The organism is Mucilaginibacter sp. OK098 (genome assembly GCF_900142915.1).
Taxonomy (GTDB): Bacteria; Bacteroidota; Bacteroidia; order Sphingobacteriales; family Sphingobacteriaceae; genus Mucilaginibacter.
Genome location: NZ_FRCM01000017.1, coordinates 1 through 20,979, shown reverse-complemented (window position 1 = coordinate 20,979; position 20,979 = coordinate 1). Strand labels below are relative to the sequence as shown.

15 protein-coding genes are annotated in these 20,979 nt (G+C 40.8%); 11 read left to right on the top strand and 4 right to left on the bottom strand.

Annotated features, from left to right (window positions below; all coding sequences use genetic code 11):
* Nucleotides 1–39: 39 nt before the first annotated feature.
* Together BUE31_RS30365 and glmS are read left to right on the top strand one after the other, a co-directional pair.
* A complete protein-coding gene (locus BUE31_RS30365) occupies nt 40–1,398 on the top strand; it encodes a DUF4270 family protein (protein ID WP_159440774.1) in 1,359 nt (452 codons plus the stop codon).
* 256 nt (nt 1,399–1,654) lie between these two features.
* A complete protein-coding gene (gene glmS, locus BUE31_RS30360) occupies nt 1,655–3,490 on the top strand; it encodes a glutamine--fructose-6-phosphate transaminase (isomerizing) (protein WP_073407690.1) in 1,836 nt (611 codons plus the stop codon).
* Nucleotides 3,491–3,618: 128 nt separating this feature from the next.
* Here glmS and BUE31_RS30355 read toward each other — a convergent pair whose 3' ends face one another.
* A complete protein-coding gene (locus tag BUE31_RS30355) occupies nt 3,619–5,118 on the bottom strand; it encodes a catalase (protein WP_073407689.1) in 1,500 nt (499 codons plus the stop codon).
* Nucleotides 5,119–5,326: 208 nt separating this feature from the next.
* On the opposite strand from BUE31_RS30355, the gene BUE31_RS30350 reads away from it, so the two are divergent.
* From BUE31_RS30350 to BUE31_RS30310, 9 genes are all read left to right on the top strand, one after another.
* Nucleotides 5,327–6,262, top strand: a complete 936-nt coding sequence (locus BUE31_RS30350; protein WP_073407688.1) for a hydrogen peroxide-inducible genes activator — start codon at nt 5,327–5,329, stop codon at nt 6,260–6,262.
* Nucleotides 6,263–6,400: 138 nt separating this feature from the next.
* Nucleotides 6,401–7,039: an MBL fold metallo-hydrolase gene (locus tag BUE31_RS30345; protein ID WP_073407687.1), complete on the top strand. Its 639-nt coding sequence runs from the start codon at nt 6,401–6,403 to the stop codon at nt 7,037–7,039.
* A 593-nt stretch (nt 7,040–7,632) separates the two neighbouring features.
* Entirely contained in the window at nt 7,633–8,349 is a 717-nt protein-coding gene (locus BUE31_RS30340) for a hypothetical protein (RefSeq protein WP_143167314.1), read from the top strand.
* A gap of 260 nt (nt 8,350–8,609) precedes the next feature.
* Nucleotides 8,610–9,827, top strand: a complete 1,218-nt coding sequence (locus BUE31_RS30335) for an FtsX-like permease family protein (RefSeq protein WP_073407685.1) — start codon at nt 8,610–8,612, stop codon at nt 9,825–9,827.
* Between the two features lie 9 nt (nt 9,828–9,836).
* Complete coding sequence (locus tag BUE31_RS30330) at nt 9,837–10,205, top strand: hypothetical protein (RefSeq protein WP_073407684.1); 369 nt, start codon at nt 9,837–9,839, stop codon at nt 10,203–10,205.
* Nucleotides 10,206–10,319: 114 nt separating this feature from the next.
* Entirely contained in the window at nt 10,320–10,691 is a 372-nt protein-coding gene (rbfA, locus tag BUE31_RS30325; protein ID WP_073407683.1) for a 30S ribosome-binding factor RbfA, read from the top strand.
* Between the two features lie 5 nt (nt 10,692–10,696).
* Nucleotides 10,697–11,401 (top strand): peptidoglycan DD-metalloendopeptidase family protein, encoded by a 705-nt coding sequence (locus BUE31_RS30320; protein WP_073407682.1) that lies wholly within the window; start codon nt 10,697–10,699, stop codon nt 11,399–11,401.
* 254 nt (nt 11,402–11,655) lie between these two features.
* Nucleotides 11,656–13,620, top strand: a complete 1,965-nt coding sequence (locus BUE31_RS30315; protein ID WP_073407681.1) for a glycoside hydrolase family 97 protein — start codon at nt 11,656–11,658, stop codon at nt 13,618–13,620.
* Between the two features lie 295 nt (nt 13,621–13,915).
* Nucleotides 13,916–15,889, top strand: a complete 1,974-nt coding sequence (locus BUE31_RS30310) for a KUP/HAK/KT family potassium transporter (RefSeq protein ID WP_073407680.1) — start codon at nt 13,916–13,918, stop codon at nt 15,887–15,889.
* A gap of 97 nt (nt 15,890–15,986) precedes the next feature.
* On the opposite strand, the gene BUE31_RS30305 is transcribed toward BUE31_RS30310, so the two are convergent.
* From BUE31_RS30305 to BUE31_RS30295, 3 genes are all read right to left on the bottom strand, one after another.
* Nucleotides 15,987–16,724 (bottom strand): head GIN domain-containing protein, encoded by a 738-nt coding sequence (locus BUE31_RS30305; RefSeq protein ID WP_073407679.1) that lies wholly within the window; start codon nt 16,722–16,724, stop codon nt 15,987–15,989.
* Between the two features lie 218 nt (nt 16,725–16,942).
* The gene (locus tag BUE31_RS30300; RefSeq protein ID WP_073407678.1) at nt 16,943–18,601 is read right to left on the bottom strand and encodes a M1 family metallopeptidase; all 1,659 of its coding nucleotides are present in this window, start codon (nt 18,599–18,601) and stop codon (nt 16,943–16,945) included.
* Between the two features lie 66 nt (nt 18,602–18,667).
* Entirely contained in the window at nt 18,668–20,539 is a 1,872-nt protein-coding gene (locus BUE31_RS30295; protein WP_073407677.1) for a CocE/NonD family hydrolase, read from the bottom strand.
* Nucleotides 20,540–20,979: the final 440 nt, after the last annotated feature.

Here is a 20,979-nt window from a genome sequence, read left to right as displayed (position 1 = left end):
CGTTTAGACTTATTGACGTTGTTAATAAGTCTTTTTATTTTGAATAGTTGTAAAAATCAGGATAGTGTTGGCCTGGGTGTGAATTCAGCAAATCAAATTAATGGTACATTGGTTGATACCTCAACTATAATGGTTAATACCGTTAAGGATGATTCTGTTATAACATCTTCCGCCACTAAAAATCCACTGGCATACTTTATCGATCCTATTTTTGGAACAACTGAATCAAACCTGGCTGCAAGTCTTAGCTTGCCAGGGGCAACAGCGTATACTTTACCATCAGGAACAATATCAATTGATTCAACAAAGTTGGTATTACGTTATATCGATGGTTTTTACGGCGATTCTGTGGCATCAACTTATACGCTAAATGTTTACCAGTTAAAGGGGACTACGCCTTTTGATGAAAGCGTTTCTTATTATAATACCAAAAAGTGGGATCCTGATCTTTCTAATTTATTGGGATCGAAAACATTTATAGCTCATTCGCATGATTCTATTAAAATTACTAACATAATAGCCGGAAAGCCTGATACACTTATAAAGGTTCCGCCACAGTTGAGGATTACTATTAACAATAGCTTTATTATTAAAAACTTATTTAATGCAAGCAGTGCAACCCTTGCATCAAACAAGGTCTTTCAAAATGCTGTTAAAGGGTTGTACTTAACACTCGATAAAAATCAAACAACAGGACCTGGTGGTACTTTGATGTTTTCGTCTGGCGACACCCTGGCGGTTTATTGCAAGATTGTTAATAATGGCGTTATTGATACCGCTACAATAATGCTTCCTATAACAAAGCTTGCTGCATCAATAAAACATACCTATTCAACATCCATTCAGGCCGAACTTGCTAATACCACAACATCAGGAAATGTTTTTTATTTACAAGGCCTTGCAGGTTTACGTACTAAGATCAAGTTTCCCAATTTATTGACGAACCTTAGGAATAATCTGTTGAAAAAAGATAGTGATATAGTGTTAAACCGCGCCGAGTTAGTAATAACCCCAAGCCCAGGGTCTAATGTCCCGTATAGGCCAATACCTCAAATTACAATGTACAAGTTGGATATAGCTAATCAGCGTGTTACTTTAGAAGATGCAAATACCAGTGATCCGCGGAGTGGAGGTGTAGCTGTTTTTGGAGGACGTTATAATCCTGCTACAAAACAGTATCATTTTATTATAACCGCTTATTTGCAGGATTTGTTGCTTAAAAGAACATTTGATTACGGTGCCTATATAGCCCCTATTGATACCACTAATAAGTCCACGGTTGATATTGCTGTTACTTCGCAAATTGCAGCACGTACCTTAGCCACAGGTACAGATAAAACTTCGCCCTATAAAATAAAGCTGAATATTATTTATACCAAGATAGTTAAGCAAAATTAAAAACTTAGAGATAAGCGCTTGGTTTGAAAGCCCGGAAGATGCATTAATCCATCTTCCGGGCTTTTTTGTTTTTGAGTAAAATAGCTGCCATCGGGTTAATTAATCTCCGGTCTCTTACCTCTAACCGCTTAATATTCATAAGTTATGGATACTTTTTAAAAAAATTTAATATTATCGATTGCGACCAAAACGTAACCTTTAATAACTAATGTTATTATTTTTGCGCTGAAAAACATTATTAATTAACTATCTATTTATGTGTGGAATTGTAGGTTATATAGGCTTTAGGGATGCTTATCCCATTGTTATAAAAGGCCTTCACCGGCTGGAGTATCGCGGATATGACAGCGCCGGGGTTTCTTTATTTGACAAAGAATTAAAAGTATTTAAAAAGGCAGGAAAGGTTAGCGACCTGGAGGATTTTGTGAAAGATGTTGACCTTGGCGGTACAATTGGCATGGGCCATACCCGTTGGGCAACGCATGGAGTACCAAGCGACAGGAACTCGCACCCTCACGCTTCAGGTAACCGCAGGCTTAATATTATTCACAATGGGATAATTGAAAACTATGGTGTTATAAAAGAAACGCTGTTAAGCAAAGGCCATGTTTTTAAAAGCGATACAGATACCGAGGTTTTAATACACCTGGTTGAAGATATCCAGAATGAAACAGGTTTGGACCTGCGCGAAGCGGTTAGGGTTGCTTTAACTAAAGTGATAGGGGCTTATGCCATTGTAATAATGAGCGCCGATGAACCTGATCTGTTAATTGCTGCCCGTAAAGGCAGCCCTATGGTGATTGGTGTTGGCAAAGGCGAGTACTTTATTGCTTCGGATGCTACGCCTATTGTAGAGTATACCAAAAATGTTATCTATTTAAATGATAATGAGATTGCTTACCTGCGCCGTGAAGATCTGCTGATAAAGAATATTGACAATATAGTACAAACGCCATATGTGCAGGAGCTTGATTTAAAGCTGGATATGCTGGAGAAAGGCGGCTTTGATCACTTTATGCTGAAAGAGATCTATGAGCAGCCGAGGTCAATTCGCGATTGTATGCGCGGGCGTATCTATCCTGAGAAAGGAAAGGTTCAGTTGGGCGGAATAAAGGAATACACAGAGAAACTGAAAAATATTGACCGCATTATTATTGTTGCCTGCGGCACATCATGGCATGCAGGATTGGTTGGCGAATACCTGATTGAAGAATATGCGCGCGTACCGGTTGAAGTTGAATATGCTTCGGAATTCAGGTATCGCAACCCGATAATTACAGAAAAGGACCTGGTGATAGCGATCTCACAATCGGGCGAGACGGCTGATACTATGGCTGCCATTGAATTGGCAAAAGAAAAAGGCGCAACTATTTTTGGCATCTGTAACGTGGTTGGCGCCTCTATTCCGCGTACTACCCATGCCGGGGTTTACACCCATGCCGGGCCCGAAATAGGCGTAGCTTCAACCAAAGCATTTACTGCACAGGTAACCGTTTTAACTTTGATAGCTTTTTATATTGCACAACAAAGAGGAGCTATTACGGAGAGTAAGTTGATTGAGCAGTTAACTGAACTAAATGAAATACCTGAATTAGTTGAGCAGGCTTTAAAGCTAAACGATCATATTAAAGAAATAGCCTGGAAGTTTAAAGACTCAACCAATTGTTTGTTTTTAGGCAGGGGCAGCTCGTTCCCGGTTGCGCTTGAAGGAGCGCTTAAGCTAAAGGAGATCTCCTACATTCATGCCGAAGGTTATCCTGCTGCCGAAATGAAACATGGGCCGATTGCCTTGATCGATAATGATATGCCGGTTGTTTTTATTGCAACCAAAGATTCATCGTACGGCAAGGTAGTAAGCAATATACAGGAAGTAAAAGCACGTAAGGGCCATGTAATTGCAATAGTTACCGAAGGTGATACAGAGGTAAAAGGCATGGCCGATTACGTGATTGAGATTCCGCAAACCGGCGAAGCATTTGTGCCATTGCTGGCAACTATACCTTTACAGCTGCTTGCCTACCATATAGCCGTAATGCGTGGCTGTAATGTTGACCAGCCCCGCAATTTGGCAAAATCGGTAACGGTGGAGTAGAAGAAAGGGAGTAGGCAGTTTTCAGTGAGCAGTTGGCAGTTTGAAAAAGAAAGAGTGGGCAGTTGAATACCTGCAATTTTTTATAAAGCTAAAAAACTGCCTGCTGCCAACTGCTCACTGCCAACTTTTTACATATGCGCTCCCATTGAGCTCATAGCAGCGTCCATATCAAGCTGCAAACCTTTTGCTATGGCCATTCCAAGGCCAATATCAGCCCTGAACCAGTGGCAAAGCTGCCTGTTTACTATCAGGTCTTTTTTAGGGCCGTCAATGCCGCCCATTGAGTTAACTATATTTGTTATCAAATCATGCTTGGCTTCGTCACTCATCAGGCGGTATAAATTACCTGGCTGGGTATAATGGTCATTTTCGCCCTCGGCATTACGGTCGTACCAATCAGCTACGCTGGTTCCCAGATCCCATGCTGGTTCTTTGTAGCTTTCATCGGCCACTATATCATCAAAGCTGTTAGGGAAATAATTTGGAGCCGAACCCTGGTTTCCGTCGACGCGCATCTGTCCATCCCGCTCATAATTATTTACAGCAAAGGGACATCTGTTCACCGGGATCTGCTCGTAGTTGCCCCCTAAACGGTGACGATGCGCATCCGGGTAAGAGAGTAAACGGCCCTGTAGCATCTTATCAGGCGAATAGCCTACGCCATCAACCACATGCGCCGGTGCAAATGCAGATTGTTCAACATGAGCAAAATAATTATCAGGGTTTTTATTCAGCTCCAACACACCCACATCTATTAACGGGAAATCGGCATGCGGCCATACCTTGGTAAGATCAAAAGGATTCCATTTATAAGTTTTGGCTTCTTCCTCGGTCATCACCTGGATCTTCAGCTCCCATTTAGGGAAGTCGCCGTTATCAATATGGCTTAACAGATCATGTTGTGCAAAGTCGGGGTTTTTACCGCGCATTTCGCCTGCTTCAGCATCGGTAAAGTTTTTAATCCCCTGTTTGGTTTTAAAGTGGAACTTTACCCAATGCCTTTCGTTATTGGCATTGATCATTGAAAAAGTGTGGCTCCCAAATCCATCCATATGACGGTAACCATATGGTGTTCCGCGATCACTCATCAGGATAGCTACCTGGTGAAGGCTTTCCGGGTTTAACGACCAAAAATCCCACATCATGGTTGCGCTTTTGCAATTGGTATAAGGATCTCGTTTTTGGGTATGGATAAAATCACTGAATTTTTTAGGGTCCTTTATAAAAAACACAGGGGTATTATTGCCTACCAGGTCCCAGTTCCCTTCTTCGGTATAAAATTTTAAAGCAAAGCCACGCGGATCACGTTCTGTATCAGCAGAGCCCTTTTCGCCCCCAACAGTTGAAAAGCGTAAAAAAGTTTTAGTTTCCTTACCAATGGTATTAAAAAGTTTGGCGCGGGTGTATTTTGAAATATCATGGGTAACGGTGAATGTTCCATACGCACCCGATCCTTTGGCATGTACCACTCTTTCGGGGATTCGCTCGCGGTTAAAATGAGCCATTTTTTCGTGCAAAATAAAATCCTGCAACAGTATGGGGCCTCGTGGCCCAACGGTCATGGAGTTTTCATGCTCTGCATAAGGTATGCCTGATGCCGTAGTTAGTTTCTTTTTGTTTGTTTCCATTATAGCTTAGTTTTATAATTCAAACTTCATCATAATAATTTAATAGAAAAAATCAATAATTACTATATTTGAATAGAGAAAAACTATAGTGTGTGGTAAGAAGCAAGAGTCAGAATGTCAAGAATCAAGATAGGAGGATTGCTATTTTTGTCTTGATTCTTGCATCCTGACTTCTTGATTCTGTCATCGCTTCTTAAATTTAAATACCATGACCATTACCCAGCTTGAATATATTGTCGCTGTTGATACTTACCGGAGTTTTGTAGCCGCAGCCGAAAAATGTTTTGTTACCCAGCCAACCCTGAGCATGCAGGTACAGAAATTGGAGGACACCCTTGGGGTTAAGCTGTTTGACCGTAGCAAGCAACCCGTAACGCCTACGGAAATAGGGATCGAGATTATAACGCAGGCACGCATCCTGCTGGCGGAGAGTGAAAAGATAAAGGAGATAATTAGCGACAGGCAAAAGGAATTGTCGGGCGAGTTGAAAGTAGGCATCATTCCTACCATTGCGCCGTATATTCTGCCAAAAATATTGCATGGCTTTATTGAAAAATACCCGCAGGTAAAGCTGATAGTTTGGGAGCAAACAACGGAGCAAATAATAGAGCAGTTAAAATTGGGAATGATTGATTGCGGGATACTGTCAACCCCATTGCATGAAAGCAACCTTACGGAGCTGCCGGTTTTTTATGAAAACTTTGTAGCCTATGTATCCAAAAACAGCAAGCTCTCAAAAAAGAAGAGCATTGTGCCCGATGATATTGACATGGAGGAGATCTGGATCTTGAATGAGGGCCATTGCATGCGCGAGCAGGTTTTAAATATTTGCCAGCGCCGCAAAGCCACCCAGGGCTTTAAGCACTTTGAATACAATACCGGCAGTGTTGAAACTCTGAAACGGATGGTTGATCAAAATAACGGAGCGACAATTTTACCGGAACTGGCCCTGTCTGACCTGAATGAAAAGCAACTGGATAAGGTACGTTACTTTAAATCGCCTGAACCCGCCCGTGAAGTTAGTATAGTAATACAGCGTAACTTTTTAAAGCGCCGGATGATTGAAGCGCTGAAGAACGAGATTCTGGAGTTTTTGCCAAAACGGATGAAGAGTAAAAAGAAGAAAGAAGTGATGGAGATTTGAGGGGAAGTCCGAAAGACTGAAAAATTGATCATATCCCCGTTGACTGTGTCCTCCACCCAACTATTAAGAAATCCATAAAATTACTTTCGGACTTCCGGACTTTCCCGACTTTCGGACTACAAACCCTATCTTTGCCCCATGGCAAACGTTCAGCATTTTGTAAACAACCCTTACCAGGAAAATACTTATATTTTATTCGATGATAGTGGTGAGTGCGTAATTATTGATCCTGGTATGGAAACTGCATCCGAGCAAAATGCGGTTGTTAATTTTATCAGGAAAAATAATTTAAAGCCCGTTTTATTACTGAACACCCATTGCCATATTGACCATGTACTTGGTAATAAATTTATTTTTGATCAATACGGATTAAAGCCAAAATTCCACGAAGGCGAATTACCACTTTTAGAGGCAGTTTCAGCTTATGCGCCATCAATGGGGATCCGTTATGAATTATCGCCATTACCTGATGAATACCTGCCTGAAACAGGTACGGTAAGCTTTGGCAATACAACGCTGCATTTAATATTCGCTCCCGGCCATTCACCTGCACATCTGTGTTTTTATGATAAGGATGCCAATATACTGATAGGCGGTGATGTACTGTTCAGAGGCAGTATAGGCCGAAGCGATCTGCCGGGAGGCAACTTTACGCAGCTGATTGATAACATCGAACAAAAATTATTTTTATTACCTGATGATTGTACGGTATATCCGGGCCATGGCCCCGAAACTACTATTGGGTATGAGAAAGTAACTAACCCGTTTCTGAACTAATACTGTTTCACTTGCGTCCGCCTGTTTCTGGGTTTAAAATTGAAATGTAACAACCGGAATATTAATTTGAAGAGCAGCCTTTCCGTATTAATCAGAAGATCTCAACATTTATTAACTGCTTTTGTGTTCTCAAATATCTTTAAATCTTTTATTTACAAATAAGGGCTGTCGCTATTTTGTTTTTGGCAGAGAAACGCCAATTGATTTTTCTCTAAAATTAAATTGTTTTTGTGTTTAAGGCAAATCGAATATTCCGATCAAATGAACTTTTGGTTTTTCTCCTGCGAAATGCAAAATGGCATAAAATCGTGTTTTAATTTATTGGAGAGCCACTTTTGATGGTTTTTCTTATTGGTTTTTAATAATTTAATGTAATAGTATTTTGTTTTTAATGTTATTAGGTTAATTTTACTCGTCACAGTTTAACCTAATCTTAAAACAATATTGCCTATGAATTAATCAAAAGCCTAACTTACTTCTCCAGGCAAAGTGCCCCACGAAGCATCTTTTAGCGTAGTAAAAAACTAAAAGAATCCAATAAATACTTCTATTTAATAACACTAAACCAAATTTTTTCACAATAAATAATAATTATGAACAAGCTAATTAATATAAGATTAATAATCATTCCTTTGATGTTTGCTGTTGTTTTTACAAGCTGTAAAAAAGATCAGAGTAACACTCCCGCTCAAAAACTACCAGCTTTTAATAACAATAATTTTTCTTCCAGTATCGGAAACATTGTTGAAATTGATGTTTCATTAGGCGATAGCGTTTATTATTGGTCAAAATCAGGCACCGTCTCTTCGGGTACATTTACAAATTCTACTGCTTACAGGGCTCCGGTAGCTTATTCATTGCCAACAGGTAAAACACCGAATGATGTAGTTGCCATTGCAATTGCCAGTAATAATTATTGCTACTATTGGTATTCAAATGGTACAGTGTCAGTAGGTTATACTAATAACGCTACTGCTCACAGCGCTCCTGTAAGCTTTACATGTGCTCCAGGTGAAACACCAACTACCATTTTGGCTATATCAATAGCTAAAACTTCTAACAATGTTTACACCTGGTATAAAGATGGTACAGCTACTGTGGGTACTGCAACCAATTTAGCATCAATAAGGTCTGCATATACCTATACACCAGCTTCTGGTAAATTAATTAGCGATATAGTAGGTATTGGCATTGCAGGAAGTAATGATCATACCTGGGCATGGTACAATGACGGGACAACCAAAACTGTTTCGTCAGGATATACTAATATCTTAGATATGTACTCTGGAACCACTAGTGCTTCCTTTTAATAAAAGGACATTTTAATATTACAATAATAAGAGAAGCTGTCTTTAAAAGACAGTTTCTCTTATTTGTTTTCTCACGCCGGGCTTTATTATCTAAATACACCTAATTTTACATTAGGCTTTCCTCTTCTTCAAATGCCGGTAGCGGCAAAGGCTGAATTTTAAATTAACTTAAGTGCCAAAAAGCCATTAACTTTAGCGCTTTGTTGCCTGTTGCCTTTTTTGATAAATAAAAAGCAAACACTGATACCCGTATAACAAACTTGAACACCTCCATCTACATAGCTAAAAGATACTTATTCTCGCGTAAGAAGATGCATGCGATAAACATCATCTCGGGGATTTCTATGGTTGGGGTTTTAATTGGAAGCGCTGCGCTAATTATCATTTTATCAGTGTTTAACGGGTTCGAGGAGGTAATACTATCGTTGTACAGCAACTTTACCGCCGAAATAAAAATTGAGCCCCGACTGGGTAAAACCTTTAATCCTAATACTGCTTACTTTAATACGTTGCGAAAAGACGATAAGGTATTTTCATTTATTGAAGTGTTACAGGAAAAAGTATTGGTAAAATATGACGGAAAGCCATTTATAGGATCGATAAAGGGGGTAAGCGAACAGTTCTTAAAAAGAGGGAATCTGGATAGCATTGTGCAGTCGGGTTCATTCACACTAAAACGCGATGGGCATAATTTTGCCGTTATCGGCTCAATTGTACAAAGCAGCCTGGGCGTCAGCATTCGCGATCAGTTCACCCCGATGGAAATTTACTCGCCAAACCGCGATGCCGGGGGCGGGGCAAATGCATTTACAGTTCGCCCTATTTACCCAACGGGTGTTTTTGCTTTAGGCCAGGAGTTTGATGACCTTGTAATTACCCCTATTGATTTTGCCCGCGACCTGCTTAATCAGCCGGTAAATGTTTCATCGGTAGAGATCAATTTTAAAAAAGGAACCAACCTGCAGGATGAACAGGATGCCATAAAGGATAAAATAGGGCATGATTTTACGGTGAAGAACCGCAGCCAGCAAAATACCGAGCTATACAAAACATTAAATTACGAACGCTGGTTTATTTTTATGATATTGGTGTTTGTTCTGATTATCGCAATATTTAATATCATAGGGTCGTTAACCATGCTGGTTATGGATAAGCGAAAAGATATAGCCATATTAACCAGCCTTGGCGCTAATAAACAGCTTATACAAGGGATCTTCTTTTTTGAAGGAATGATGATATCAATAATAGGCTGTATTTCAGGTATTTTTTTAGGCTTGGTATTTTGTATATTGCAGCAACGTTTTGGTTTAGTAAAAATGGGGACTGACAAGTCGATAATTGATGCTTACCCAATTGCGTTATTGTTGAGAGACTTTATACTGGTGTTTTTAACGGTTGGTGTTATTTCGGTAATTGCATCAGGAATAAGCGCCCGTTTGAGCATTAAACGGCTTAATGATATTAAACAGGATTTGTAATTTTATTGAATGCGTGTGAGGCTGATAAAATATTTAATATGCGTACTGGTTATTACTGCATGCTCATGTAATAATAGCGGGGGCGATAAAACACAGCATGTTGTTTATAAAGGGGTATATAGCTTCGGCCCGGAGGTAAAATCATTTAAGGATTGTGATAATGGCCGGGAGTTTTGGGTTACAGATAGCTCGGCCCAGCTTGAATTAAAATACTCGCAACTTAATTTTGAAAAACCTTATGAGCCCGTTTATGTTGAAGTAGAAGGCATAAAGATCCGGTCGGACAAAGAAGGCCTCGGCTCGGAGTATGACAGTACCCTGGTAGTTAAAAAATTAGTAAAAATAACAAAAGAGATCCCGCAGGATATGTGTAAGTGAGAGACTAGAGAACAGTGGTTAGAGATTAGTTAAACGCAGGATAAGAATAAAATAATATACAAGGATGGCTGTCGGCTTTTAGCTTTCAGCTTTTACCTTTCAGCTTAAAACAACATGGAATCAAAACGTCAGCAAAAATTTGCAGGAGTAATACAAGAGGATCTGGCAGCTATATTTCAGCGCGAAGGGGCGAACTATTTGCCAAATACACTTATCACCATAACCAAAGTTAGGGTTACACCCGATTTGGCGATTGCCCGTGTATTTTTAAGTTTTTTTAATAATGCCAATACACAACCGGCATTGCTAACCATCAAATCGCACGCGTCAGAAATAAGGTATAAGCTGGGTGCGCGGATAAAAGACCAGGTAAGGATAATACCCCAGCTGGAGTTTTTTGTGGATGATACCAGTGAATACGTTGAGCGTATGGACAAGATCTTTGATAAGATAAGCAAAGAAGACAGGCAACCCGAAACGGAATAACAATAATGGATGCTGCTGCCCGGTTAGCTGCTTATTTTGCCGCCCAGCCTGATATTACAGGTAAAGTAGTTGATTTTAATGCGGCTGCAGATAGCCTGTATCATTTTGATCTTACAGCCTCAAATCCTGAGCTTGATGCGGATACTTTTTCCGATACGGAGAAGTTCAGCCGCTGGATAAACAAAAAACTTAGTGATAGCAATTGCAAATACGGCATTGGCGGATATATGGAGCACCGCACCATTTATGCCCGCAGTGCTCATTTTGATACGGATGATGAGCCACGCCGACTCCATTTAGGCGTTGATATCTGGGCTGCAGCAGGCACACCCGTCTATTCACCTTTACAGGGAACAGTTCATAGTTTTAATGATAACGATAATTTTGGCGATTACGGGCCGACTATAATACTTGAGCATAAACTTGATAATTTAAAACTTTATACCTTATACGGCCACCTTAGCCGGGAAAGCCTTGATGGATTGTACATTGATAAGCCTATCGGCAAAAATGAAAGCTTAAGCAGCTTTGGACAAATGGACGAGAACGGGCACTGGCCGCCCCACCTCCACTTTCAGCTGATGTTTGATATGGAAGGCAAGCAGGGAGACTATCCCGGCGTTTGCCGTTACTCAGAAAAAGAGATCTACCTCAAAAATATTCCTGATCCGCAGCTGATATTGAAGTTTCCGAAAGCGGTAAATGGGTAAAAATAGCCGTCAACCGTCATTGCGAGGAACGAAGCAACCTCTTCTAAGGACATTCATGGACCTTAATATCGGTGTGAATCAATAAGCTCAGGCAATTTGGTTACCACATATCCTTATACTATTGATTAGCATGTGAAGAGTTTGCTTCGTTCCTCGCAATGACCCAGAAGGGGAATAAAAATTGTCAAACATACATTAATAATTCACCTATTTTATTTAGCTTCGGGTAATTATAAACCATAACCATTAATCCAATGAAATTTAAAGTATTACTTTTGTTATGCTTAACATTCCCGTTATGCGCTGCACTGGCACAATCCGGCAAAATTTACCAGGTAAAATCTCCCGATGGTAAAATCAGTATAAATGTTACCGCAGGCGCTACTGTCAATTGGTCGGTTAAACATGAGGATACAGAGGTGATATTGCCATCGGCAATTTCAATTACTTTGGATAATGGCGAAGTTTTAGGAAAGAACGCAGTTGTAAAAAAAGCAATAGCCAATTCAAATAACTCGGTTATCAATACGCCAATTTATAAAAAGGCCAAAGTAGAGGATAATTACAACCAGCTAACCATCGGCTTTAAAGGCGACTATAGCCTTGTTTTCAGGGCGTATAATGACGGAGCTGCCTACCGTTTTATCACGCAGAAAAAGGGCGAGATCACCATTGTAAATGAAGAAGCTAATTTCAATTTTAAAGATGATAACAAAGCCTTTTTGCCGTTTGTAAATGATTACCGCAATAAGGATAAGTTTACTACCTCTTTTGAGTCGCATTACGATAACATTAGCTTATCAGCCATAAAAAAGGATACCCTTGCATTTTTACCCGTACTGGTTGATGTTGGCAATCCTAAAAAGGCGGTAATACTGGAAGCCGACCTGCAGGACTATCCCGGCATGTACCTAACACCGGGCGAAGGGAATAACCTGCATGGCGTTTTTGCAAAATACCCCACTGAAGAAGGTCTTTTACGCATAAACTACGTTGTAAATAAACGTGCCGATTATATAGCCAAAACCAGCGGCACACGCAGCTTCCCGTGGCGTGTGGTGGTTATCAGTACCGAGGATAAGCAGCTGGCTGATAATGATATGATGCAAAAGCTGGCTGAGCCATCGCAAATAACAGATTACTCGTGGATAAAACCGGGAAAAGTAGCCTGGGATTGGTGGAACGACTGGAACATAACCCATGTTGATTTTAAGGCCGGCATAAACGTACCTACTTATAAATATTATACCGACTTCGCGGCTGCAAATAAGCTTGAATATATTATTATTGATGAAGGCTGGTCTGATGATTACGACCTTAATAAAACCAAGCTTGATGTACAAGCTGTTGTTGATTATGCCAAACAAAAAAATGTTGGTGTTATATTATGGTCAACCTGGTATGCTATAACCCGTGACACGGAAGGGCTTTTGGAGAAATTTGAAAAGATGGGTGTAAAAGGCTTTAAGGTTGATTTTATTGACCGTGATGATCAGAAAGTGGTAAGTTCATTATTTGACATCGCAAAAAAAGCTGCTGCCCATCATTTACTGATAGATTATCATGGCATGTATAAGCCCAGCGGGATGCAGCGTACCTGGCCCAACATCATAAACTGCGAAGGCGTAAAAGGGCTGGAGAATATGAAATGGGGAACAGATAACCAGCCGGGCTATGATGTAAGCATCCCGTTTATCCGTATGATGTCGGGTTCAATGGATTATACACCCGGTGGAATGCGTAATGCATCAAAAACAGCCTTCAGGCCGGTAAATGCTAATCCGATGACCCAGGGTACCCGTTGTCATCAGCTGGCTATGTATACCATATTCGAGGCTCCGCTGCAAATGCTTAGCGATAACCCAACCATATACCAGCGCGAGCAGGAAAGTACCAGCTTTATTGCCGCGATACCAACCGTATTCGATGCTACCGTAGCCCTTGATGGTAAAGTAGGCGACTTTGTGAGCATTGCCCGCAAAAAAGGATCAACCTGGTATGCCGGCGCTATGACCAACTGGAATGCCCGCGACATAACCGTTGATCTTTCTTTTTTAGGCGATGGAAATTATAAAGCTACCGTATTTGAGGATGGCGTAAACGCTAACCGCGATGCCACAGATTATACCACTAAAACAATAACCGTAACCGCAAAAGACAAACTAAACATAAAAATGGCATCCGGCGGTGGCTGGGCTGCACGATTTGAGAGGCAGTAATATCCCCTCTTCGTCACTTTAATAAAAATTTCAGAGCCTATCATTATGAGAATTATCTTATCATAATGATAGGCTTTCTTAATTCTTATCTATTGTGTAAATATCTATTTATGAATTATTTAACTAAAAACCGGTTTAAATAATGCTGCATGGTACGGCTATTGACTGTGCCTTTTCAATGTTTATTGATCCTATCAAAATGATAATATTCTTTGTAGCGTGTTTGGCAACGCTATTTCAAATTAATTACGCCGTGTCTCTTCATAAATCCCCTATTAAAATTTTAAACTAATTCATGCAGTCACATATTAAGCAGCTTTCATTTGCGGGTGCGCTAATCACCCTTGGAATTATTTTTGGCGATATTGGTACATCGCCCCTTTATGTTTTTCAAACCTTACTGGTTGAAGGTGGTAAGGTAAACGAAACTTTGGTGTTAGGTTCTATCTCCTGTATATTCTGGACACTAACCCTGCAAACCACATTCAAATACATTTTTATAACCTTGCAGGCCGATAATCATGGGGAAGGAGGGATCTTTTCGTTATATGCGCTGGTAAGGCGATATGGTAAATGGCTTGCCATACCGGCTATAATAGGCGCCGGCACGCTCCTGGCCGATGGTATAATTACACCGCCAATTTCGGTAACCTCGGCCATTGAAGGCTTAAGCAATGTACCAGCCCTGGCTGCTTCATTTGTGCCGGGCAGCAAGCTTATCCTGGGTATTGTAATAGGTATTATGCTGTTGTTGTTTTTCTTTCAGCAATTTGGCACTAAGGTAGTAGGCTCGGCATTTGGGCCGGTAATGCTATTATGGTTTTTGATGATCGGGGTTTTAGGTGCAATTCAATTTGGGCACAATCCTGCAATTATTAAAGCTTTAAACCCCTATTACGGGATAAAATTATTAACAATGCACCCAAGGGCGATATATCTTTTAGGTGCCGTTTTTTTATGTACAACAGGTGCGGAAGCCCTGTATTCAGACCTGGGGCATTGCGGACGAAAAAATATACAGGTAAGCTGGATCTTTGTAAAAATAACACTTGTTTTAAGCTATTTGGGGCAGGGCGCCTGGGTATTAATGCAACCTGTCGGGAAGGATTTTACCGGTATAAATCCATTTTATCAAATAGTGCCAAATCCACATTTATTTATGATCCCTTGTGTAGCCCTGGCAACCATGGCAACTATTATAGCCAGCCAGGCCTTAATAAGCGGATCATTCACCCTGATAAGTGAAGCGGTAAGCATGAATTTCTGGCCGCGGATCACTATAAAATATCCATCAAATATTCGCGGGCAAATTTATATCCCAAGCATCAACTGGATCCTGTGTTTTGGTTGTATAGCCGTATCCCTTTATTTCCAAACGTCCGAAGCGATGACTGCTGCTTACGGTTTCTCTATTACCATAGCTATGCTAATGACCACCGTATTGATGTATTACTTTATGCGGTATGTTAAGCATTGGCCAATTTGGTTGGTTACTATCATTCTTTGTTTATTTTTAACTGTCGAGTTTTCTTTCTTTGTGGCAAATGCAATTAAACTGCTTAAGAGGCTGTTCTTCCTGGTGTTTGAATTTGGGCTGATATTTACCATGTACATCTGGTTTAAAGCCCGCAAGATCAATAACCGCTTTTTGCACTTCATCGACCTGAAAGATCAGATTCCTTTGTTACATGCACTTAGTGCCGATATGTCTGTAAGCAAATATTCAACTCATCTTATCTACCTTACAAAGGCAAACAATGCAAAACAGATAGAAGAAAAGATAATGTACTCTATTATGAGCCGGAAGCCCAAGCGGGCCGATACCTATTGGTTTATCCATATTGAAACTACCAATGAGCCTTATACAATGGAATATAGTGTCGACCAGCTTGAACCCGGAAAAATTATAAGGGTTGAGTTTAGGTTGGGATTCAGGATCCAGCCAAGGGTAAACGTATTGTTCCGTAAGGTTATTGAAGATATGGTTGCACGTAAAGAGGTTGATATTACCAGCAATTACGAATCATTGAACAAGTTTAAGATCAATGCCGATTTCAGGTTTGTTATAATGGAGAAATTCCTGTCGTACAATAACTCGTTCAGCGTTAAGGAAGGGTTTATATTGAATAGTTATTTCGCCATCAAAAAACTTGCACAGAGCGAAGCAAAGGCTTTTGGGCTTGATACCAGCGAAACCTATGTAGAAAAGATCCCGTTGGTAGTAAAACCTGTTGGGAACATTATTTTGAAAAGGGTAACGGCAACGTAAATCAACTGAAATCAAATAAAAAAGCGTCACTGATCAAAGATCAAGTGGCGCTTTATGGTTATATATGTTAGCCCCGTAAAGGGCAGATTAGGGCTAATTAATTAACATAGATATCGCCGCTTCCACTTTTTGATTTGGAAACGTTTTTAGGGTTTCCGGAGCAATGAATATCACCCGAGCCGTGCAATGCGGCATCAATCTTTTCGCTGGCATTAACATAAGCATCACCCGAACCAGTAAGACGGATCATGGTGGTGGCGGTTTCAAGATTGCGGGCGGTATAATCGCCTGAACCCACCAGGCTTACGGTTGAGGTATTGGCATGGCCGGCAAGCCTCATATCACCTGAGCCACTGATGCTGCTTTCCAGGCTTTTAACATCTATCTTGCCCGTCATATCGCCCGAGCCGCTGATCTTTAATCTGAGTGAATTTGTGGTAAGCCCATCCCTGAAAGTTACATCGCCTGATCCGGTTATGCTTACCGCATTCAAATCTTTTGCGACAACGTAAATAACTATTTTTTTATGATTACCAAAAAAGTTACCCCAATTGGTAATATCGTGTTTACTGTAAACCTTTAAAATCCCACCGTTTACTTCGGTCAAGATCCGGTTCATCACATCAGAAGGGGCTTCAACCTTTACAGATTCCGTTGATCCCTGTGTAATAACTACATCAAACGGACCGGCAACATTTACAGCGTTAAAGCCTGAAAGGTGGCGGTCAACAATTTCGGAAGAGCTTACTTTTACAACAAGAACAGGCTTTGCATAAGTATAACCGGCAACAGTTAGGAGAAGAGCGACCAGCAAGAATTTTTTTATCGATTTCATGGTTGTTAGTTTTGTTTAATAAGACGCAGTACCTGTGATTAGGTTGCATTAAAAATAAGAAATAAATTCTTATCGTTAATTGTAATTTCTAATCGCCATTACTGTAAGAAAATCATTTATATAACATGTCATTGCGAGGTACGAAGCAATCGCGAACTATGCAAGTTCTGCGATTGCTTCGTACCTCGCAATGACAAGGTGTTTTAGGCCGGGGGGGCTTAATCCACCATCACCCCAATATAATAATTAAAGGTATCTACCTCAATATTGCTTTTTGTAGCGCCGCTTACTTCAACAGGTTTAAAACGGGTTGATGGTGTTATAAACTGGTATTCGCCGCCTTTAAGTTTTACCCTTACCGGCATATTAAAACCTTTTACATCCGAAATCCAGCGTACGTATAATTTGCCGCCCGTTTCCATAAAGTTTAATATCGGGATGCTCCTGTACTTGAGGTACTGGTCAAATAAAGGTGAAAGGTTTTTGCCCGATTGCTCGTTAATATAATTTACCACATCATCATAAGTAACGGTTTTGTGGTAAAAAGTTTTATTTAAACCGCGAAGGATACTGCGCCATTTTTCATCGTCATTAATAATGGTGCGGATCATGTTCAGCATGTTGCCGCCTTTGTAATACATATCACCTGATCCTTCTTTGTTTACGTTGTAAACACCAAGTATCGGCGAGTCGTTTTGAATGGCGAAGCGTGTGCCGTGCACATATTCCTGCCCGGCCTGTTTGCCGTAACGCTGTTCAATAAATAAAGATTCAGAGTAATTGGTAAAGCTTTCATGGATCCACATATCGGCAAGATCTTTTGAGGTGATGTTATTGCCAAACCATTCATGCCCGCTTTCGTGAACCACAATAAAATCCCATTTTAACCCCCAGCCGGTACCTGAAAGGTCACGCCCTAAATAACCATTCTGATAATGATTACCATACGCTGTTCCGCTTTGGTGCTCCATGCCCAGGTGCGGGGCCTCGATTAGCTTATAACCATCTTCATAAAAAGGATAGGGGCCAAACCAATGCTCAAAAGCTTTGATCATATCTTTCACGTTTTCGCCAAATTGCTTTTTAGCCTTATCAACATTATAGTTCAAAACCCAATAGTCTAAACTAAGCTTTCCTTTTTCACCGTTATAGCTATCGCTGATGTGCGAATATTTGCCGATGTTGGCTTCAATGTCATAGTTGTTAATGGGGTTCGCCACAAACCAGTCGAACCGGGTATAACCATTTTTCAGATCGGTTACTTTGCGCAGTCGGCCGTTTGACGCATCCGTTAATCCTTTAGGTACGCTGATGCTGATCAGGGCGCTGTCAACCTCATCTTCTTGCTGATCTTTATTGGGCCACCAAATGCTTGCGCCAATACCCTGGCACGCGGTAGCCACCCATGGATTGCCTAATGAATCTTTTGAGAAAACTATCCCGCCATCCCACGGAGCGCGTTTAGCTATAGTTGGGTTGCCTGAATAAAATACGGTAAACTCATCCTTGCTGCCTTTGGTTATGGTAGCAGGGAAGGTTACAAACACGGCATTGAACTCGCGGGTGAAAGGCAGTTCCTTTCCTTTATAAACCACCTTTTCAACCTTTAAATTCGCAAACAGGTCGAACTGTAATTTGGTGAAATCTTCGGTAGCCGTAAACTTAAACAGGTTGCTGCCGCTGACGAATTTGTTTTCGATATCAAACTTAACATCCAGGTGGTAGTAATTGATATCATAACAGGTGCGCAAAGGACTCATGTAGCCGCGCAATGAATCAGCCCGGGTAAAAGTCTCTTTTTTTACGCCTAACTGGGCATTTGCGCCAAAGGACATTAACCCAAGGGCGCATATAATTAATGATCTGTGTAGTTTCATTTATATTTTTTCTTACTGGTATTTCAAGAGTGGTCTGTGATAACACAGACCACGGGATTGTTTTATTTATTGCAGAACGGTAACCTTAACGCTTGATTTATTCTGTGCATCATGATAGATCCTGATGGTTGACTTTTGAAAATCTGAGTCTTTGGCCTGGTTAATATCCTCAAATTGCTGCGGATTTCTATCAGCCAACGGGAACCATGAGTTTTGTACCTGGATCATGATGCGGTGCCCTTTTCTGAAGGTATGGCCAACATCGGGCAGGTTATATTTAACCTCGGTTATTTTGCCCGGCACAAACGGCTCCGGCTTTTCAAACGAGTTACGGAATTTCCCCCTGAAGATCTCGCCCCTAACCAGCATCTCATAGCCGGCCATAGTCACGTTTTTAGGGTTGGGTGTCGGATTTGGATAATTATCCGGGAAAACATCAATCAGCTTCACCACGTAATCAGCATCAGTAGTACTGATAGATGAGAACAAGTCAGCCACAACGGGACCGGTTAAAGTAATATCGCTTGTTAGGGTATCGGTTTGATAAACCTTTACATCAGGTCTGCGGCCTGCAAAACGCTGGTCGTCTAGCATATACTCCCTTGTACGATGGGATTGTACACCATCCTGGTAGGGTACGGGTGTGTTAGGATCGCTTACATACTCATCAAAATTTTCATTCCCGGTTGGCGCGTCAAATGATAGTTTGCCATTTGCATGGAAGTATAAAGTTTTTTCGGTTGAATTTTCAGGCGGCCATTTGCTGAATTTTTTCCACTCATTGCTGCCGGAAATATAAATAGCTGCTTTTGGCAGGTCCATCTCGCCTTCGCCTTTCAGGTAATATTTAAAGAACGGTAATTCTAAATTTTCGCGGAACCATTTACTGGTGTTCGAGCCAAAATCCTGGTCGCCGAAATGCTGGATGTCAACACTCTCCCAGCCACCATGAAACCATGGCCCCATAACCAATATGTTTTTGTGTGCTGCCGGATTTTGCTTTTCAATTGCGTCGAACACATGCAGGGCGCCAAAACAATCCTCAGCATCAAAAAAACCGCCGACTACCATTGTTGCTGGTGTAAGGTTCTTTAAATGCGGACGGATGTTCATGTCCTTCCAAAAACTATCATAATTTGGATGGGCCATCATATCGTTCCAAAATTTCACTGAATCGCCGAAGTAATTCTTTTTATAATTTGGTAAAGCGCCCAGGTTAAGGTAAAACTTATAGTTGTCGGCATATTTAAACTTTATAGCGGTTTTAAATTGCGCCGGAATAATAGGTTTTGGGCGGGGCACGCCAAAGCTGGTAATAAATGAAAAGGCATCCATTATAAATAAAGCGCCGTTATGATGAAAGTCATCACCAATAAACCAGTCGGTAACCGGGGCCTGGGGCGATACCGCTTTAAGTGCCGGATGCGCGTTGGGTAATGATGCGGTTGAGTAGAACCCAGGGTATGAGATTCCCTCGATACCTACTTTGCCATTATTATTAGGCAGGTTTTTTATCAGCCAGTCAATAGTGTCATAAGTATCTGAGCTTTCGTCAACCTGTTGCTTACCTTTTTTATTGTCGATGTTTGGGCGTACGTCAACAAAATCGCCTTCGCTCATCCATTTGCCGCGTACATCCTGGTAAACAAAAATGAAGCCTTCTTCCAGCAACAGGGAATTTTGGCCCAACGATTTCCTGTAATTGTTTTCGCCATAGGGCGATACCGTATAAGGTGTACGGGTCATCAGGATAGGATATTTCTTGGATTGATCCTTAGGTAGATAAATGGAAGTGAACAGTTGTTTACCATCGCGCATGGTAATATACTTTTCCATTTTAGTGTAATGGTTCCTGATGTAGGCGGTGTCTTTGGGTGGTTGGGCATTTGCAGCAAAAACGCAAAATGCGGCCACGAATAGGAGTAGCAGTTTTTTCATTAGCTCGGTCAGTTTAAGAAGCTAATTTACTAAGATAATCAATAATATACTATTAGTGTTAACACTGTTACAGAAACAGGATAAAACCTTATTAAAGCAAGCTAAAATACGGGCACTAATAATAGTGTGAAAAACACTTATTAAATTATTTTAATAAGTGTTGCAATTGTAAAGATAATTTTATTAAGTTTGTATTGAATAATGCATTGCACTCTAAAAAATGAACTTTACATCAACCTTATGTCGGTAAGGGAAATTATAGTTAAATTGGTTTGAATAAATCCTCGCCCCGGCGGGGATTTTCTTTGTAGTGCTTTTTTATTCGCCCCTTGTTAAACTAAAAACCAACCCAACCAACCCAATGGCGAGATTAAATTTACTAGAAGAGACGCGTTACGAGAAGCTGCCGGTAACGGTGTACAGCAATCAGAAAGAAGCAT

Coding starts and splice junctions, on each gene's coding strand:
- glmS (WP_073407690.1), top strand. CDS start 1,655: ATGTGTGGAATTGTAGGTTATATAGGCTTTAGGGATGCTTATCCCATT.
- BUE31_RS30355 (WP_073407689.1), bottom strand. CDS start 5,118: ATGGAAACAAACAAAAAGAAACTAACTACGGCATCAGGCATACCTTAT.
- BUE31_RS30350 (WP_073407688.1), top strand. CDS start 5,327: ATGACCATTACCCAGCTTGAATATATTGTCGCTGTTGATACTTACCGG.
- BUE31_RS30345 (WP_073407687.1), top strand. CDS start 6,401: ATGGCAAACGTTCAGCATTTTGTAAACAACCCTTACCAGGAAAATACT.
- BUE31_RS30340 (WP_143167314.1), top strand. CDS start 7,633: ATGAACAAGCTAATTAATATAAGATTAATAATCATTCCTTTGATGTTT.
- BUE31_RS30330 (WP_073407684.1), top strand. CDS start 9,837: ATGCGTGTGAGGCTGATAAAATATTTAATATGCGTACTGGTTATTACT.
- rbfA (WP_073407683.1), top strand. CDS start 10,320: ATGGAATCAAAACGTCAGCAAAAATTTGCAGGAGTAATACAAGAGGAT.
- BUE31_RS30320 (WP_073407682.1), top strand. CDS start 10,697: ATGGATGCTGCTGCCCGGTTAGCTGCTTATTTTGCCGCCCAGCCTGAT.
- BUE31_RS30315 (WP_073407681.1), top strand. CDS start 11,656: ATGAAATTTAAAGTATTACTTTTGTTATGCTTAACATTCCCGTTATGC.
- BUE31_RS30310 (WP_073407680.1), top strand. CDS start 13,916: ATGCAGTCACATATTAAGCAGCTTTCATTTGCGGGTGCGCTAATCACC.
- BUE31_RS30305 (WP_073407679.1), bottom strand. CDS start 16,724: ATGAAATCGATAAAAAAATTCTTGCTGGTCGCTCTTCTCCTAACTGTT.
- BUE31_RS30300 (WP_073407678.1), bottom strand. CDS start 18,601: ATGAAACTACACAGATCATTAATTATATGCGCCCTTGGGTTAATGTCC.
- BUE31_RS30295 (WP_073407677.1), bottom strand. CDS start 20,539: ATGAAAAAACTGCTACTCCTATTCGTGGCCGCATTTTGCGTTTTTGCT.